The following is a 16083-nucleotide window of genomic DNA, read 5'->3' on the forward strand; positions in this document are numbered from 1 at the left end:
TACTTGCTTATTGTTTAGTATTGAATATTAATTTTTTGGAAACTAATTCTTGAATTGTTTCAGTGACTTCAAAAAAGTGCTTTAGTTTGAAATCTGAAATATTGTCTTTAATCATATCATTAAATTGTAGAACACTTTGCTTAGAGGTTTCCCTTTTTTCTATGCCAAATTCAGTGAGTTTAATCAAAACACCTCGTCCGTCTTCTGGATTTTTTTCTCGGTAGATCAATCCTTTTTCTTCCATTTTTTTTATGAGTCGGGAAAGGCTCGTGGGTTCCATGCCCATTTTTGGACCAAGAGATGTAGAGGGGGTTCCTTTGTCAAAATCAATATTTAGTAATAGAAATCCAGTAGCCATAGTGCTTCCATAAGTGGCTGCTTCTTCGTTATACATCTTAGCTACGGTTTGCCAAGTTGCTCTTAATTGATGATCTATGGATTTATTTTTTGTTGGCATTTAAAAATATTTAATAAATTATATTATGCATGCACAGTAAATATATGAATTTATTTCGATAGAAAACAAAATTATCTGTTAAATAAAAAGGGCTTTTAATTTTTGATATATTTGAATCCTATCTTTAAAATACAAAAAATTGCTACAAATAAATAATGTGAGTAAATTTTATGGTAGTTATACTGCCTTAGATGATATTTCTTTTTCTATACCGAAAGGTTCGGTTTTTGGTCTATTGGGGCCAAACGGAGCAGGAAAAACTTCTTTGATTAGAATATTGAATCAAATTGTTCTTGCAGATAAAGGAACCGTATTATTGGATGGTGAAGAGTTAAATCAAAGCCATATTTCGCAAATAGGTTATTTGCCGGAAGAAAGAGGTTTGTATAAATCGATGAAGGTAGGTGAGCAAGCCATGTACTTGGCGCGATTGAAAGGGATGTCTAAGCAAGATGCTAAAGAAAAGCTTTTGATTTGGTTTGAAAAATTTGGAATTACTGATTGGTGGGATAAAAAAATTCAAGAATTATCAAAAGGTATGGCCCAAAAGGTACAGTTTATTGTTACTGTTTTACATGAACCTAAACTTTTGATATTTGACGAACCCTTTAGTGGATTTGACCCTGTAAATGCAGAATTGATTGCGAATGAGATTTTAGAACTAAAAGAGAAAGGAACGACCATTATTTTTTCGACGCACAGAATGGAGTCTGTAGAGAAAATGTGTGATTATATTGTATTGATTCATAAATCGAAGAAAATTTTGGAAGGAAAACTGCTCGATTTACAGAAGAAATATAGATCCAATCTTTTTGAAATTGCTGTAAAAACCGATCATGAGGAAGATATAATGTTTGCTATGTCTAAAGAATATAATGTTCAACCTGCAAATTTTCAAACGTTGTATGAGGATACCAGGTTGATAGTGAAATTGGAGGAGGGACAATCAAGGGATGTCCTATTTGATAAAATTAAGACGTATGGAACAGTGACACATTTTTTAGAACAAATCCCCACAATGAATTCAATTTTTATGAAGGCTGTGTCAAATAAAAAGATAAATGTATAGTGGTATGGAAAAACTGAAACTGATCATTTATCGAGAGTTTCTGACTAAAGTGAGAAATAAGTCTTTTATCATTCTTACTTTTTTGAGTCCTTTTTTAGTTATTGGTATGGGATTGTTGATTGCTTATTTGACAAAAGTAAACGAATCTAATATTAAGGAGATTGTTATTGTTGATAATTCGGAGCTTGGAATAAGTAAAGATTTCAATAATACTGAAACAGTGTATTATATAGATCTTACCAAAGTAGGAATAGAGAAATGTAAGACATTGGTTGAAGAAGCTAAATATGATGGATTGTTATTTTTACCATCAGACTACACTAATTTAAAAGATTTATCTGAAAGTATTGAGTTTTATTCAATAGATGCTCCCAATTTGATGTTCATAAAAGGCATTGAAGAAAAGATAGCGAATAGATTAAAATTTTCTCACTTGAAAGCTATTGGTATTCAACCAAAGACTATAAAAAATGCGAGTTATCAGGTGAGTATGCATCAAATAAACTTTTCAGGTGGTGAGTCTTCAAAATTGGGAAGTGGCATAAAAATCGGACTCGGAATGGCTGCAGGTTATTTAATAATGATGTTTATAGTGGTCTACGGGAACTCAGTGATGAGATCTGTAATTGAAGAGAAAACAAGTAGAATTATTGAAGTAATAATTTCTTCGGTACAACCGTTTCAACTTTTAATGGGAAAAATAATAGGGAATGCTTCGGCAGGTTTATTACAGTTTCTTATCTGGGGAGTATTGCTGATAACCTTTAGTTTCGGCGCTTCGTTTTTTATTGGAATTGATTTAATGGCAGTGCAATCAAATGAAATAATGAATTCTAATATTTCTATGCCATCTGGTCAAATAAATGATATTGTTAAAGTGGTCCGTGAAGTGTTGGATTTACCGTTGATTAGCATGTTTTTTCTGTTTATATTTTATTTTATTGCAGGTTTCTTTTTATACAGTTCAATCTATGCGGCAATAGGAGCGGCTGTAGATAGTGAAACAGATACACAACAATTTATGTTACCCGTTATTATTCCATTGATTTTAGGAGTCTATGTTGGTTTTGCAGCCGTTATTAGTGACCCACACGGACCTGTTGCGACAACATTTTCAATGATACCATTTACCTCTCCTATAGTAATGATGATGCGTATTCCTTTTGAAGTGGCATGGTACGAGATAATCCTATCAATGTTTATTTTAGTAATTACATTTGTTGGGATAGTATATGTGGCCGCAAAAATTTACAAAATAGGAATATTGATGTATGGTAAAAAACCTAGCTATAAAGATTTATACAAATGGCTTAAATATTAATAATAATTGAGAAAGTTTTGTTAGGTTTGAGTTTGAAAACTATTAAAAGAAATCCATTTAAATGAGTAATATATTAATAATTGAAGATGAAGCAGCAATACGTAGAGTATTGACTAAGATTATCAGTGAAGAAAATGATGCTTACCATGTTGAAGAGGCTGAGAATGGATTGATAGGACTTGAAAAAGTAATGGAAAAAGAGTATGATTTGATTCTTTGTGATATTAAAATGCCTAAAATGGATGGTGTTGAGGTGTTAGAGAAATTAAAGAAAATTAAATCTCAAGTTCCGGTTATTATGATTTCTGGGCATGGAGATTTGGATACTGCTGTGGAAACGATGAGACTAGGTGCATTTGATTATATCTCAAAACCGCCAGATTTAAATCGTTTGTTAACAACGGTTAGAAATGCATTAATGAGTAATAATCTTATAGTTGAAAATACTCGTCTTAAGAAAAAGGTTAGTAAAAAGTACGAAATGATTGGTGAAAGCGAGGCTATTTCACATATCAAAACAATGATAGAAAAAGTAGCCGCCACGGATGCAAGAGTCTTGGTTACTGGTCCTAATGGAACAGGAAAAGAATTAGTGGCTCATTGGTTGCATGAGAAAAGTGATCGATCTAAGGCTCCAATGGTTGAGGTAAATTGCGCCGCTATTCCTTCTGAATTAATAGAAAGTGAATTGTTTGGTCATGTAAAAGGATCTTTTACAGGAGCAAATAAAGATAGAGCAGGGAAATTTGAAGCAGCGAATAATGGAACAATTTTTCTAGATGAGATAGGGGATATGAGTTTGTCTGCTCAAGCAAAAGTTCTTAGAGCTTTACAAGAAAGTAGAATTAGTAGAGTTGGAAGCGACAAGGATATAAAAGTTAATGTGAGAGTGGTAGCGGCAACAAATAAAGATTTAAAAAAAGAGATTGCTGAAGGAAGGTTTAGAGAGGATCTTTACCATAGGTTAGCTGTTATTTTAATAAAAGTTCCTGCATTAAATGATAGGAGGGATGATATCCCTCTTTTGGTTAATTATTTTGCCAAAATATTGGCAGGGGAACAAGGCTTACCCGTAAAGAGTTTTTCAGCGAAGGCAATAGATTTGCTCAAGGCTTATGATTGGACTGGAAATATACGTGAATTACGTAATGTTGTGGAACGTTTGATGATTCTTGGAGCTTCTGAGGTTTCTGAAGAAGATGTAAAATTGTTTGCAAGTAAATAAAATTAAAAACCCCATTTCTAAATAGAAATGGGGTTTTTAATTTAAGAAGCTTCTTCTGTTTTACTAGAATTCCCAACCAATTTATTGATGGTTAAAAGTTCATCTCTAGTAAAAGCTCTGTATTTACCAGGTTTGATATTATTCAAACGGATATTCATGATTCTTACCCGTTTCAGTTTCTTGACTTCATATCCAAGGTACTCGCACATACGTCTAATTTGACGATTCAAACCTTGTGTTAGAATAATTTTGAAGGTATAATCATTGATTTTCTCAACGAAACATTTATCGGTAATCGTATCTAAAACAGGTATTCCGTTTCCCATTTTTTTTATAAAGCTTTCTGTGATTTTTTTGTCTACAGTCACAATATATTCTTTTTCATGGTTGTTTTTAGAACGTAAAATTTTATTTACGATATCACCATCATTGGTCATGAAAATTAAACCTTCACTAGGTTTGTCGAGTCTACCCACAGGGAATATCCTTTCAGGATAATTCATGTAGGTAATAATATTTCCTCTAATTTTTGTGTCTGTTGTGCAAGTAATCCCAACAGGTTTATTAAATGCTAAATAAATATTTTCTACTTCTTTGGTGATCATTTGGCCGTGAACCATAATAGTATCCTTTGAAGTTACCTTTACACCAAGACCAACAGTTTCACCATTCACTTTAACGTGTCCGTCTTCAATTAATTTATCAGCGGCACGTCTTGAACAATATCCAGTTTCAGAAATAGCTTTGTTAAGTCTTTTGGTTTCCATGGGCTCTAGATCTTGAATTTATCGAAAATGGCACCTTTAATTTTTTCACCAATTCTTGCTTTTATATCCGTTGGATATGATCTTTCTCCCATAAAAACATCCGTCATAGCTTCACAAAAACGAGGTCCATACATCTTCATTAAAAAGTGACGTGCTTTTTCATTTTCATAGAATAATTTAGCTAAGTATACTCCTGTTTTCAGTTCAGGAAGTAATACTTTACTAAGTTTTGCCTCGAACAATTCTTCCGTTTTACTGCTGTCTAATTTTGCTTCAATAATAGATTCAGCAGCCATTACACCTGTCAAAATTGCATTAGAGATACCTTCTGCAGTTACTGGATCTGCAAAACCGGCAGCATCACCTACAAGTAATACGTTTTTTCTAAAATACCCATCCTCTCTCGGGGTAACAGGGATTTGGAAACCATGAAATTGTTCGTTTACAATTTTTTCGATTCCCAGTGTTTTTAAATATTCTTGGTAGTGCTTTTTTAGATCTATTTTTGTTCTACGTGCTGAAGCCACTCCAATAGATAAATGGTTTTTCTTAGGGAAAGACCATCCGTATCCTAAGGGAACAGCATCAAAATCAAAACGAACTTCTTTAGAGAGTCTTTCGAAGTCTTCAGGAGAAACTTCCACCTCGTATTCTAAGGCGGGAATAAGATATCTTGTTTCTTCCCAACCTGTTAATTTTGCTGTCGGACTCAATGCTCCGTCTGCTGCGATTACAAATTTAGATTGAAGGTCACCTTTGGATGTGTGCAATGTAATAACATCTCCAAAAGTCATGTCTTTTAATTTATGGTCTTCCAAAAGAGTGATCCCTGCTTTTTTAGCCTTTTCAACAATTAAATTATCAAAATCATCACGCATGATCATGCTAATTATTGGCTCTTCTCTTTCTGAGGTTAAATGAATTCCAGCTTTGTCAAAATAAATATCAATTTTATTGAACTCTCTTTCAACTACAGAACTTACGTCAAACGGCATGTTTCTTCTACCTCTATAGACAAAACCACCTCCACAGGTTTTATACCTAGGGAGTGTTTCTTTTTCAATAAGTACCACAGAAATTCCGTTTTCTGCCAGTTTTAATGCAGCTGAAGCACCTGAAGGTCCACTTCCTATAACTGCAACATCAAATGTTTTCATAATTCGGTTTTTTGCAAATGTATTAATTTCAAAGAGTTATTCTAGTCATTATTGGGTAATGATCAGAATAATTTACTTTGTATGTGTTAAAATCATGTATGTCTATGCTGGGATCTGTTAAGATAAAGTCGATACGAAATGGAAATATATAATCAAATGATTTTCCAAAGCCATTACCAGCTTCAATAAATGCATCTTTTTTGTTTTTACTAAGTTCTTTATAGATCCATGAAAAAGCGGTATTGTTAAAATCTCCCATAAAAATATTTTTATGAGGAGAATTTTTTGCATGGTTTAGTATTTTTTCAACTTGCGTTTGTTGTTTGACAAATCTAGTCGTAAATTTTTTCAATAATTTTTCAGAGTCCTTTTCACCGAAATTCTCTTTGTTTTTATCGATGCTAAATGATTGTAAGTGTATGTTGTAAATTCTAAGGGTATCATGTTTTACAATGATATCAGCAAAAATAGCATTGTTGCCAGAGCGTGCAAACTCTAAGGAGCCTTTCTTGATTATTCTGTATTTGGAATAAATAGCTTGACTTGCTTTCGAGCCTTTGTTGTTAAGAATGTATTTATATGGAAAATCAAGTTGAATGTCCTTCTTTTGAAAATATTCTTGAAAGGAAATAATATCAGGAGATTTGATATTGATGAACTCATAGATGTTTTTGTCAAGGTCATTCTTCTTAGACCATTTGTAAGCATTAAAAAGCCGAACATTATAAGACATTATTTTGATATTCTCCTTATCGGTAGCTGGCTTAGAATTTCCAAACTGTACAAAAGCATTGATATGCTGAAAACCGATACCTAAAATTAACAGAGACAAGAAAAATTGCTTTTTCATTGTTACCATCCAGTAAATAAAATATGCAGCATTAATTATGATAAGCACAGGCATTCCTAAGCTAAATACAGAGATTGTGGCTGTTACTTTTGGAGGGACATAGGGGATTATATAGGAAGCAAGTAAAAAAAATGCTGCTAGAGAATTTAAAAAAAACAGTATTTTATCTAAGAAGGAAAGGTTTTTCATGAATTCTTTTTTCCTTGTTTGAACAACAAATTTTTTTCTTCCTGATTTAAAGAATCATAACCAGATTTACTAATCTTGTCTAAAATGGCATCGATTTGCTGTTGATTCGTTTTAACAGGTTTTGCAGAAGGTTTCGCCTTCGCTTTTTTTCGTTTCGCTTTGTAAACAGTTCTTAAAGTACTTTTTCTTGTAAATAAAGAACTAAAAGGATTGTTGATTTTGAAAGATAAAGCACCTTTTCTAATCTGGCTCATATAAATTAAACCAAATAAAGCTCCACCTAAATGTGCTAAATGACCACCTGCATTGCCGCTTGGAATTTGAATTAAATCCAGTCCGACAAAAAAGGCTGCGAGCTTCCATAGTTTGACAAAACCAATAAATCTAATGTTGATTTCATAATTGGGAATGTAAGTAGCAATTCCGATAAATATCGCCATTACTGCGGCACTGGCTCCAACTAGGGTGGCATTTGTGTTTTGTAATGCAGGGAAAATAGTATAACTAACTAAATAAAGCAATCCACCAAAAACGGTTCCAAATAAATAAAAACTCAATAGTTGTTTTTGAGTAAAATAATCAATAAACAGATTTCCTATGTAATATAAAACCAATAAATTGGAAAGGATGTGAAAGAACCCTGCATGAAGAAATCCATAAGAAACAATACTCCAAGGTCTCAATAAAAAGGAATCGATATCTGAAGGCATGGAAAACCAATCCATCACAATATTCGAGTTGGATTGAAACAAAAAGCCAAAGGAATTTAATAGAAATGTCAATAGAAATACTACAACATTTATATAGATGAGTTTTTCTACAATAGTTCCTTGATTGTATTTGTTTAGATACTTATTCATATGATTAATCCCAGCGTTTGAATTGATTGTTTTTCCAGTACCAAGCAATAATAAAACCGATTAAGGCACCTCCAATATGAGCAAAATGCGCTACGTTTCCAATAGAATATTTGGTAACCCCAAAGAATAAATCTCCAAGGATCATCACGGGTATAAAATATTTTGCAGCGATGGGTACGGGAAAGAATATCAAAGCTAATTTAGATTCAGGGAAAGATAATCCAAATGCAACTAACACTCCATAAATGGCTCCAGAAGCCCCAACGGCAGGTGTGTGATATAAACTGAAAAATTCACTTAAAGCTTCATTTGATAAACTAACCATATTGGCATTATATTTACCAGTGTCTAAAAGATTCTGGATATCACCACTACTTAAGCCATCAGAAATTAATTGTTCGTAGAATCCATTGAATTGATAATAATTGACAGCTGTATAAATCAATCCAGCTCCAATTCCTGCTGAGAAATAGAAAAATAAAAATTTATTTCTACCCCACATTTGTTCCAAAGGTGTCCCAAATGCCCAAAGTCCATACATATTAAACAAGATATGTGAAAAACTTCCGTGCATAAATATATGCGTAAGATATTGCCAAACCCCAAACTCAGGATTTCCTGGAAAGTGCAGTGCGAAAAGAGTTTGCAAATCAATTCCTTTGAAAAATTGAGGTGCTATGAATAAAATGACATTGATAATAATCAAATGCTTTATGCTTTCTGTAATTCTACCCATGTTAATTATAGTTTTGAATTAAAAATTTTATCTAATTCTCCAATGGTTAAGGTTTCAAAAACTTTTTTTCCGTAAGGAGAAATAGAGGGTTCTTTGCAAGCGAATAGATTAAAAACCAAACTCTCTTGTTCTTTTTCAGTCAGTTTACTTCCTGTTTTGATAGCAAGTGATTTAGCTAAAGATTTAGAAATAATATCCAATTGACTAAAACTGCTTTCAGGAACTTCTTCTTTTATATCATCTAGCAACTGTTCTATGATAATTGTAATCTGACTTTCTGTGATAGAGGTCGGAATACCTTTTACAATGATGCTTTCGTTGGTGATTTTATCAAAAAGAAAGCCAGTGTTTTCTAGGTCTAATTTTAATTCTCTTAAAATTTCAATTTCTTCTTTTGTGAATGAAATTTCTACAGGGAATAATAATTGTTGACTAGCAGCTTCTTTTACTGTAATGTTTTCTAAAAATTCTTCATACAAAATTCTCTGATGAGCTAAGTTTTGATGAATTAAAACGACACCTGACTTAATTGTGCTCAACAGGTATTTATTGTGAATTTGAAATGTTTTACCAGTTGCTTTTTCTTCCTCTTGTAAATCCAAACCTAATTCCGTTTGAACAGGTTCTGATTGGATTTCAAAAGTTTCATTTTCAGCACTATCTGTATACAAGGATTCCCAAGCCGGAAGTTCTGATTTTGATGCAAAACTTGGCGCTGTGTAAGTATTTGTGTTCGATTGTGTAGAAGTGCTATAAGAATTTGAAGCCGCCTCCGTTTTAAAAGGGTTGAAATTAGGATCAATTTCTATTTTCGGTTCAGAAGAATATTCTTTTCCTTCTAATGCATACGGTGTATCCATAGAAGAGTCTCTATTAAAATCTAAAACAGGTGATACGTTGTATTGACCTAAACCATGTTTTACCGTTGCTCGGATAATAGCATACAGAATCTTTTCGTTATCAAATTTAATCTCAGTTTTAGTTGGATGTATGTTAATATCGATACTTTCTGGTGGTACGTTTAAATAGAGAAAATACGATGGATGGTACCCATTTCCTAACAAACCATCAAAGGCGCTAGAAACTGCATGGTGTAAATAGGAACTTTTGATATATCTATCGTTGACAAAAAAGAATTGCTCTCCGCGTTTTTTCTTAGCAAACTCTGGTTTAGCAACAAAACCATCCACTCTAATAACATCGGTATCCTCTGTGATCGGAACTAATTTTTCATTCGTTTTACCACCAAAAACCCCAACGATTCGTTGTTTTAAGTTTCCTGCTTTTAAATTATAAACTTCAGAGTTATTGTGGTTTAATGAAAACCCAATATCATTGTGCGCCAAGGCAACTCGTTGAAACTCATTTACGATGTGTCGAGTTTCAATGGTATCAGATTTTAAAAAATTTCTTCGAGCAGGAATATTGTAGAATAAATTTTTTACAGCTACGCTAGTTCCTTTGGCAGGGCAATCTGGTTCTTGTGACGTTATTTTGCTGCCTTCTATTTTTAAACAGGTTCCAATGTCTTGTCCTTCTTGTTTGGTTTTTAATTCAACATGGGCAATAGCAGCTATAGAGGCCATTGCTTCTCCTCTAAAACCTTTAGTGTTTAAGTTGAATAAATCTTGCGCTTCCTTAATTTTAGAAGTCGCATGTCTTTCAAAGCACAATCTAGCATCAGTCATGGTCATTCCACTTCCGTTGTCAATAACTTGAATTAATGTTTTTCCAGCATCTTTTATGATCAGCTTGATGTTGGTAGCTCCTGCATCAATGGCATTTTCTAATAATTCTTTTACAACAGAAGCAGGACGTTGTACAACTTCCCCTGCAGCAATTTGATTTGCTACGTGATCTGGTAACAATTGTATAATGTCTGTCATTAAATAAGTGTGTGTAATTCAAAAAGATAGGCGCAGATTCCTACTAAAAGAGCAATGATTATTGCCAAGCGTTTGCTCGAACCACCGTCATTGGGACCTTTTTTTGATTTTGCCCAATCATTTTTTAAGTTGTTTTTTACTAAGGAAACTCTGTAATCTTTGTTTTCTGAGTTTTCAGAATCTTCCGCATATTTTCCTTTTAAATTTTCCAAACGTTCTTTACGCTCACTATAATAGCGAGGCTTGTAGTTAAAAACGTAATGAGCTCTTTGTTTAAAAGGAGTTCCGAACATATAATTTCATTTTGATTGTATCCTCAAAATTAAAGAAATTAATGAAGGAATAAAAGTCAATTCCTTGAAAACTTTGTTAAAGAAATTAACAAAGTATTTCAAGGAAATAAGAGTTTGTAATAAGGATTAAATATTTTTAATCACAGCCATCTTAATCGCTGCGATAGCACATTCTACTCCTTTGTTTCCGTGCTTACCTCCAGATCTTTCAATAGATTGTTGCATGGTATCGTCGGTTAAAACGCAAAAGATAACAGGAATGTCTTGTATTATGTTTAAGTCTTTGATTCCTTGTGTTACTCCATCGCAAACAAAATCAAAGTGTTTGGTTTCTCCTTTGATCACGTTTCCTATTGCGATTACCGCATCGAGATCTTGAGAATTAACCATTTTTTTTGCTCCATAAATCAATTCATAACTCCCGGGAACGTCCCATTTTATTATGTTTTCTTCAAGAGCTCCGTTTTCTAAAAGAGCCTTTACAGCTCCTTTGTATAAGCCATCTGTAATAGATTCATTCCATTCAGAAACAACAATTCCAAACCGAAAATTTTTCGCGTTTGGAACTGTATTTTTGTCATATGCTGATAAGTCAGTAGTAGCCATGAATGCTAATTTTATATTGAGTAGGTAACTACTAATTAATTTTGTGCGTACTTAGCTTTATTGATGTGCATTTCAATATTGTTAGCTAAAGCAGATTCAGGGTATTTGTTTTTGATTTCAGAAAAGAAACCTTCTGCTTTCTTTGCATCACCTAAATCTAAAGCAGTATTACCAGCTTTTAATAAGTACAATGGAGTAGTAGATGCATTCGGTTTGGTATTTGCTGCTTTTTCGTAGTAAGATAAAGCATCGTTGTTTTGATCTAAATCAGCAAAAGCATCACCAATAGCACCTAAGGCTGCAGGACTTAACAAAGCATCGCTTGAAGAAAATTTCTCTAAGTAAGCAATAGCGTTTTTGTAGTCATTTGTTTTTAAGTAAGAAAGACCTGCGTAGTAATTGGCAAGGTTTCCTGCTTTAGTTCCGCTGTATTTGTCTGCGATATCGATAAAACCGTATTTACCGTTAGCACCTTCTAAAGCCAAATTGAATAAAGATTGAGCGTCATCGGTAGCATTGATAGCTTCTTCAAAGTTTTCTTTAGGGAAAGATAATTCGTTTGCCGCTTCTTGCTCTTTTGGTTCTATAACATAAGAGTTATAAGCAATGTATCCCAAGATTAGAACAACAACAAGTACCAATCCAGAAAATAATGGTTTTTGATATTTTTCAATCCATTGTTCAGACTTTGAAGCACTTTCCTCTAAATTTTTGAATACTTCAGCAGTTGTGCTTTCTTCTTCAACGTGATCTACAGGTGCACTTTTAACTTTTTTCTGTCCTTTTTTCTTGTATGTTGCCATCTATTTTTGTTTTTCTTTTTTTTGGTTTATTTCGATCGAAAAAATAAGTTTTTTAATTTATTTTCGATTTATAAGCAAGCAAAAATAGTTTTTTTAATTGAATTTAAAAAGTCTCTTTTTCGCAAAACTTTTAATAATTTGCGGCCTCTTATTTATATGACAACTGAACTATGTATTTGCGTAAATTATCTTTAGTAAATTATAAAAACCTAACACAGCAAGTGTTTGATTTTAAGGAGAAGATAAATTGTTTTGTTGGAAATAATGGCGTTGGAAAAACAAATGTGTTAGATTCTATTTATTATTTGTCATTTGCGAAAAGTTATTTTAATTCTGTCGCTGTTCAGAATATTCGACATGGTGAGGAGTTTTTTATGCTAGAAGGAACTTATGAAGTTGATGATCGTGAGGAGGTGATTCTTTGCAGTTTAAAAAAAGGGCAAAAAAAAATAATTAAAAGAAATGGTAAGGCTTATGAAAAATTTTCTGAACATATAGGTAAGTTCCCTTTAGTGATTATTTCTCCAGCGGATAGAGATTTGATTATAGAGGGGAGTGAAACACGTAGGAAATTTATTGATAGTGTGATTTCTCAGCAGAATCAGTCCTATTTAAAAACTCTAATTGCATATAACAAAACATTGGTGCAAAGAAATGCCTTACTGAAATTTTTTGCAGCCAATAGAACGTTTGATGCGGTTAATTTAGAAGTGTATAACCAGCAGTTGATTTCATACGGTGAAATTATTCATAAAGAAAGAAGAGAGTTTTTAAAGATATTTATACCTATCTTTAATGAGAGGTATCGTACGATATCCGAAGGAAAAGAGGAGGTGAATTTAGTATATAAGTCTCAGTTATTAGAAGTGGATTTTGAAACACTTTTAGCGGAAAGCTTGCAAAAAGATAAAATGCTTCAGTACACTAGTTCTGGTGTGCATAAGGATGATTTAGTTTTTGAAATCGGAGGGTATCCCATAAAAAAGTTTGGTTCTCAAGGACAACAAAAATCATATTTGATAGCCTTAAAGTTAGCTCAGTTTGATTTTATAAAGAAAGAATCTAAGGTAGTACCGATTCTTTTGTTGGATGATATATTTGATAAGCTTGATGAAAATAGGGTTTCTAAACTTATTTCACTGGTTAATAATGATCAGTTTGGTCAATTGTTTATTACGGATACTCATGCGGAAAGAACAGAAGAAGTAGTGCAAAGAATTAATAAATCGTATAAAATGTTTGAACTTTCTTAAAGTTCGCAATAAATAGATATGGCAAAACGTCAAGAGGAGTATCTCTCGCTTAAAGATTTAATGGGGAGCTTTATAAAAGAAAATAATCTTTCTAAAGGGATGCAGAAAATTTCTGTGAAAGAAAACTGGGATTCTCTTATGGGAAATGGTGTTGCAAGTTATACAGAGAAAGTAGAGCTGCGAAATGGTACTTTATTTGTAAAGCTAACTTCTTCTGTACTTAGGGAGGAACTAGGGTATGGTAAAGAGAAAATTCTAGCCATGATGAATGAGGCGCTGGGAGGTAATGAAATAAAAAAAGTAATGTTACTATAATAAAAAAGCCAACTCTTACAAGTTGGCTTTTTTTATGTTTTGTAAAGGAAAGTTTTAAGCTAATAAAATTTTAGCATCCGTTGTTTCGTGGATATTTAAAATTTTCAACGATTTAGTAACTTCAACTTTTGAATCTTGCTTTTTAGAGCTAGAAGCTAATGTGAATAATGCCAGTGCTGATAAAACGATAAATACTTTCATTTCTGATTTTAATTTTTACACTGCAAAAATAGATACGATATCAGAATTTAAAGTTATGTCAATGTTAAGAAAAGGTTAGTTATGTCAATGTTAAGAAAAGGTTGTTAAAAATAAAAGCGCTGTCTTTTTCAAGAAGCGCTTTTAAAAATACTTTTTATAAATTAGTTTTTCCAGTTATTAATCCAGTCAACCATAACGTCAACCCAATCATCATTGTCATTTAAACAAGGGATATGTTTGTAGGATTCTCCTCCTCCTTCTTTAAATTGTTCTTCACCTTCCATTGCTATTTCCTCTAGTGTTTCTAGACAGTCAGAAACAAAAGCAGGCGTAATTACAGCTAATTTCTTTTTTCCTTCTTCTTGAGGAAGTCTTTCAAATTCAAAATCTGTATATGGTTTTAACCAAGGATCTCTACCTAGTCTAGATTGAAAAGAGTTACTGTAAGTCCCTTCTTTAAGTCCCAGTTCTTTTACGATCTCTTTAGTGGTTTCAAAACATTGATGTCTGTAACAAGTAGCGTGTGCTTTTGAGGGTTTGTTACAGCAAGATCCATCTAATTTACAATGAGAACCTGTAGTATCGGATTTTAGAATATGACGCTCTGGTATTCCGTGGTAAGAAAATAAGATATGGTCATGTTCAAACCCCTCAATGTTTTTCTTGATATTTTCCGCCATTACTTTAATGTAATCTGGCTTATTGTAAAATGCAGGAAGTACCTCAGTAGTCATTTCAGGGAAAAACTTTTGCTGTACTTCTTTTGCTTTTACTTCTACCGTTTCAAAAGAGGACATTGCGTAATGCGGGTATAAAGGAACCAGTAAAACTTCTGTAACACCTTGTTCGGCCAGTTTTTGATATCCTTCTTTAATACTCATAGAACCATAACGCATTCCTAATGCAACTGGAATGTCAGTTTTTGCAACTACTTTTTTATGGAACCTTTCAGAAAGTACGATTAATGGAGAGCCTTCGTCCCACCAAATTTTTTGGTAAGCTTCTGCAGATTTCTTAGGTCTCGTGTTTAGTATGATACCTCTAACTAGTATGTTTCTTAAAATAACGTTTGTGTCAATCACACGTTCGTCCATTAAAAATTCATCCAAATACCTTCTTACGTCTTTAGGATTTGGTGTGTCCGGAGATCCTAAATTTACTAATAATACACCTTTCATTATTTTATTCTTGTTTTGTAAATTGTTTGGGAGTAATTTCAAAACGTTTTTTGAATGCAGCGATAAAGTGACTAGAGTTGCTGTAGCCAATTTGAGTTGCTATTTCAGAAACGTTTAATTTGTTTTCTTCTAAAAGTTTTTTTGAATAATCCAGTTTGTAATTCAAAAGGAAAGTAAAAACAGGGGTTCCATAAAACTCTTTGAAACCCATTTTTAATTTTTTGATATTAAGTCCTACCTGTTTAGAAAGTTCTTCTAAACTTGGTGGATTGGCCATATTCTCAATCATAATATCTTTGGCCTTTTTAATTTGAGCAACCGTTTCTTCGTTAGCCATAAATGGGCAGTGGTCTGATTCGGTTTCTTCGGAGATGTTAAAATACAGACTTAAGAGTTCGTATATTTTTCCCTTCATATATATGTTCTGAAGTGCTCCGTGTAGTTTTTTATCAACTAATTGGTTTAGAACTAGTTTTGTTGAGTTGCTTACAACTTTTTCTTCAATAATCGGTCTTCCACCTTTGATGCTTGCGAAATTGAAAAAAGAGTCTCCTTCGTGTGCAAATAATGAGTGAAAATAAGGAACAGGTATAAGAAGTCCAAGTAACTCTCCATGAGGAGGTAATGTTGTCAAAACTTTGGTGTTGTCCTCTTTAAAATACACCAAGCCAGAGTCTTCTGGAGTGAGGTGTATGGCACAATGTTCCATATTAAAGGCAACGGATATTTTTTTATTTAAACTAAAGTAAATCTGTATATAGTTGTCTTCTAGTTCAAATTGTTGAAATAAAGTCTCGTCTGTGTCATTTCGGTAATTCACTAACGTAAAAGTTCCTTTTTCTCTGTAAAGACGAATAGTACTTTTGTCGATGTTTTTAAATTTTGAGGTATCGAAATTCATACGTGATAAATTATTT

General features: G+C 32.9%; 18 protein-coding genes. 5 read left to right on the top strand and 13 right to left on the bottom strand.

What is annotated here, in order from left to right:
* Positions 1–7 precede the first annotated feature (7 nt).
* A complete protein-coding gene (locus tag AC2DGP_RS01175) occupies positions 8–457 on the bottom strand; it encodes a MarR family winged helix-turn-helix transcriptional regulator (protein WP_484491201.1) in 450 nt (149 codons plus the stop codon).
* Positions 458–596: 139 nt separating this feature from the next.
* On the opposite strand from AC2DGP_RS01175, the gene AC2DGP_RS01180 reads away from it, so the two are divergent.
* The 3 genes from AC2DGP_RS01180 to AC2DGP_RS01190 all read left to right on the top strand — a co-directional run bounded on the left by AC2DGP_RS01180 (position 597) and on the right by AC2DGP_RS01190 (position 4072).
* Positions 597–1526, top strand: a complete 930-nt coding sequence (locus AC2DGP_RS01180) for an ABC transporter ATP-binding protein (RefSeq protein ID WP_484491202.1) — start codon at positions 597–599, stop codon at positions 1524–1526.
* Between the two features lie 4 nt (positions 1527–1530).
* A complete protein-coding gene (locus AC2DGP_RS01185) occupies positions 1531–2847 on the top strand; it encodes an ABC transporter permease (protein ID WP_484491203.1) in 1317 nt (438 codons plus the stop codon).
* Between the two features lie 61 nt (positions 2848–2908).
* The gene (locus AC2DGP_RS01190) at positions 2909–4072 is read left to right on the top strand and encodes a sigma-54-dependent transcriptional regulator (protein WP_484491204.1); all 1164 of its coding nucleotides are present in this window, start codon (positions 2909–2911) and stop codon (positions 4070–4072) included.
* Between the two features lie 41 nt (positions 4073–4113).
* Here AC2DGP_RS01190 and AC2DGP_RS01195 read toward each other — a convergent pair whose 3' ends face one another.
* The 9 genes from AC2DGP_RS01195 to AC2DGP_RS01235 all read right to left on the bottom strand — a co-directional run bounded on the left by AC2DGP_RS01195 (position 4114) and on the right by AC2DGP_RS01235 (position 12219).
* On the bottom strand, positions 4114–4839 hold the full coding sequence (locus tag AC2DGP_RS01195; protein WP_484491205.1) for a pseudouridine synthase: 726 nt from the start codon (positions 4837–4839) through the stop codon (positions 4114–4116).
* A gap of 5 nt (positions 4840–4844) precedes the next feature.
* The gene (locus AC2DGP_RS01200; RefSeq protein WP_484491206.1) at positions 4845–5996 is read right to left on the bottom strand and encodes a geranylgeranyl reductase family protein; all 1152 of its coding nucleotides are present in this window, start codon (positions 5994–5996) and stop codon (positions 4845–4847) included.
* 28 nt (positions 5997–6024) lie between these two features.
* Positions 6025–7035 carry an endonuclease/exonuclease/phosphatase family protein gene (locus AC2DGP_RS01205; RefSeq protein WP_484491207.1) on the bottom strand — a complete coding sequence of 337 codons (1011 nt, stop codon included), beginning with the start codon at positions 7033–7035 and terminating at the stop codon, positions 6025–6027.
* Positions 7032–7895: a rhomboid family intramembrane serine protease gene (locus tag AC2DGP_RS01210; protein ID WP_484491208.1), complete on the bottom strand. Its 864-nt coding sequence runs from the start codon at positions 7893–7895 to the stop codon at positions 7032–7034. Before AC2DGP_RS01210 ends, AC2DGP_RS01205 begins: the two co-directional genes overlap by 4 nt.
* A 4-nt stretch (positions 7896–7899) precedes the next feature.
* The gene (locus AC2DGP_RS01215) at positions 7900–8631 is read right to left on the bottom strand and encodes a rhomboid family intramembrane serine protease (RefSeq protein WP_484491209.1); all 732 of its coding nucleotides are present in this window, start codon (positions 8629–8631) and stop codon (positions 7900–7902) included.
* Positions 8632–8636: 5 nt separating this feature from the next.
* Positions 8637–10517, bottom strand: coding sequence for a DNA mismatch repair endonuclease MutL (mutL, locus tag AC2DGP_RS01220; RefSeq protein ID WP_484491210.1), 1881 nt, complete (start codon positions 10515–10517; stop codon positions 8637–8639).
* Entirely contained in the window at positions 10517–10810 is a 294-nt protein-coding gene (locus AC2DGP_RS01225; RefSeq protein ID WP_484491211.1) for a hypothetical protein, read from the bottom strand. Before AC2DGP_RS01225 ends, mutL begins: the two co-directional genes overlap by 1 nt.
* Positions 10811–10936: 126 nt before the next feature.
* Entirely contained in the window at positions 10937–11416 is a 480-nt protein-coding gene (ribH, locus tag AC2DGP_RS01230; RefSeq protein WP_484491212.1) for a 6,7-dimethyl-8-ribityllumazine synthase, read from the bottom strand.
* Between the two features lie 35 nt (positions 11417–11451).
* Positions 11452–12219 (bottom strand): tetratricopeptide repeat protein, encoded by a 768-nt coding sequence (locus AC2DGP_RS01235; RefSeq protein WP_484491213.1) that lies wholly within the window; start codon positions 12217–12219, stop codon positions 11452–11454.
* A gap of 170 nt (positions 12220–12389) precedes the next feature.
* Between AC2DGP_RS01235 and recF the strand changes: the two genes are divergently transcribed.
* Together recF and AC2DGP_RS01245 are read left to right on the top strand one after the other, a co-directional pair.
* Positions 12390–13472 carry a DNA replication/repair protein RecF gene (gene recF / locus AC2DGP_RS01240; RefSeq protein WP_484491214.1) on the top strand — a complete coding sequence of 361 codons (1083 nt, stop codon included), beginning with the start codon at positions 12390–12392 and terminating at the stop codon, positions 13470–13472.
* Between the two features lie 18 nt (positions 13473–13490).
* Complete coding sequence (locus AC2DGP_RS01245; RefSeq protein WP_484491215.1) at positions 13491–13787, top strand: DciA family protein; 297 nt, start codon at positions 13491–13493, stop codon at positions 13785–13787.
* A gap of 54 nt (positions 13788–13841) precedes the next feature.
* Here AC2DGP_RS01245 and AC2DGP_RS01250 read toward each other — a convergent pair whose 3' ends face one another.
* The 3 genes from AC2DGP_RS01250 to AC2DGP_RS01260 form a co-directional block, all read right to left on the bottom strand.
* On the bottom strand, positions 13842–13988 hold the full coding sequence (locus AC2DGP_RS01250; RefSeq protein WP_484491216.1) for a hypothetical protein: 147 nt from the start codon (positions 13986–13988) through the stop codon (positions 13842–13844).
* 161 nt (positions 13989–14149) lie between these two features.
* Entirely contained in the window at positions 14150–15166 is a 1017-nt protein-coding gene (hemH, locus tag AC2DGP_RS01255) for a ferrochelatase (protein ID WP_484491217.1), read from the bottom strand.
* Positions 15167–15170: 4 nt separating this feature from the next.
* Positions 15171–16067 carry a helix-turn-helix domain-containing protein gene (locus AC2DGP_RS01260; RefSeq protein ID WP_484491218.1) on the bottom strand — a complete coding sequence of 299 codons (897 nt, stop codon included), beginning with the start codon at positions 16065–16067 and terminating at the stop codon, positions 15171–15173.
* Between the last annotated feature and the right edge of the window lie 16 nt (positions 16068–16083).

This window comes from Flavicella sp. IMCC45537, assembly GCF_057197705.1.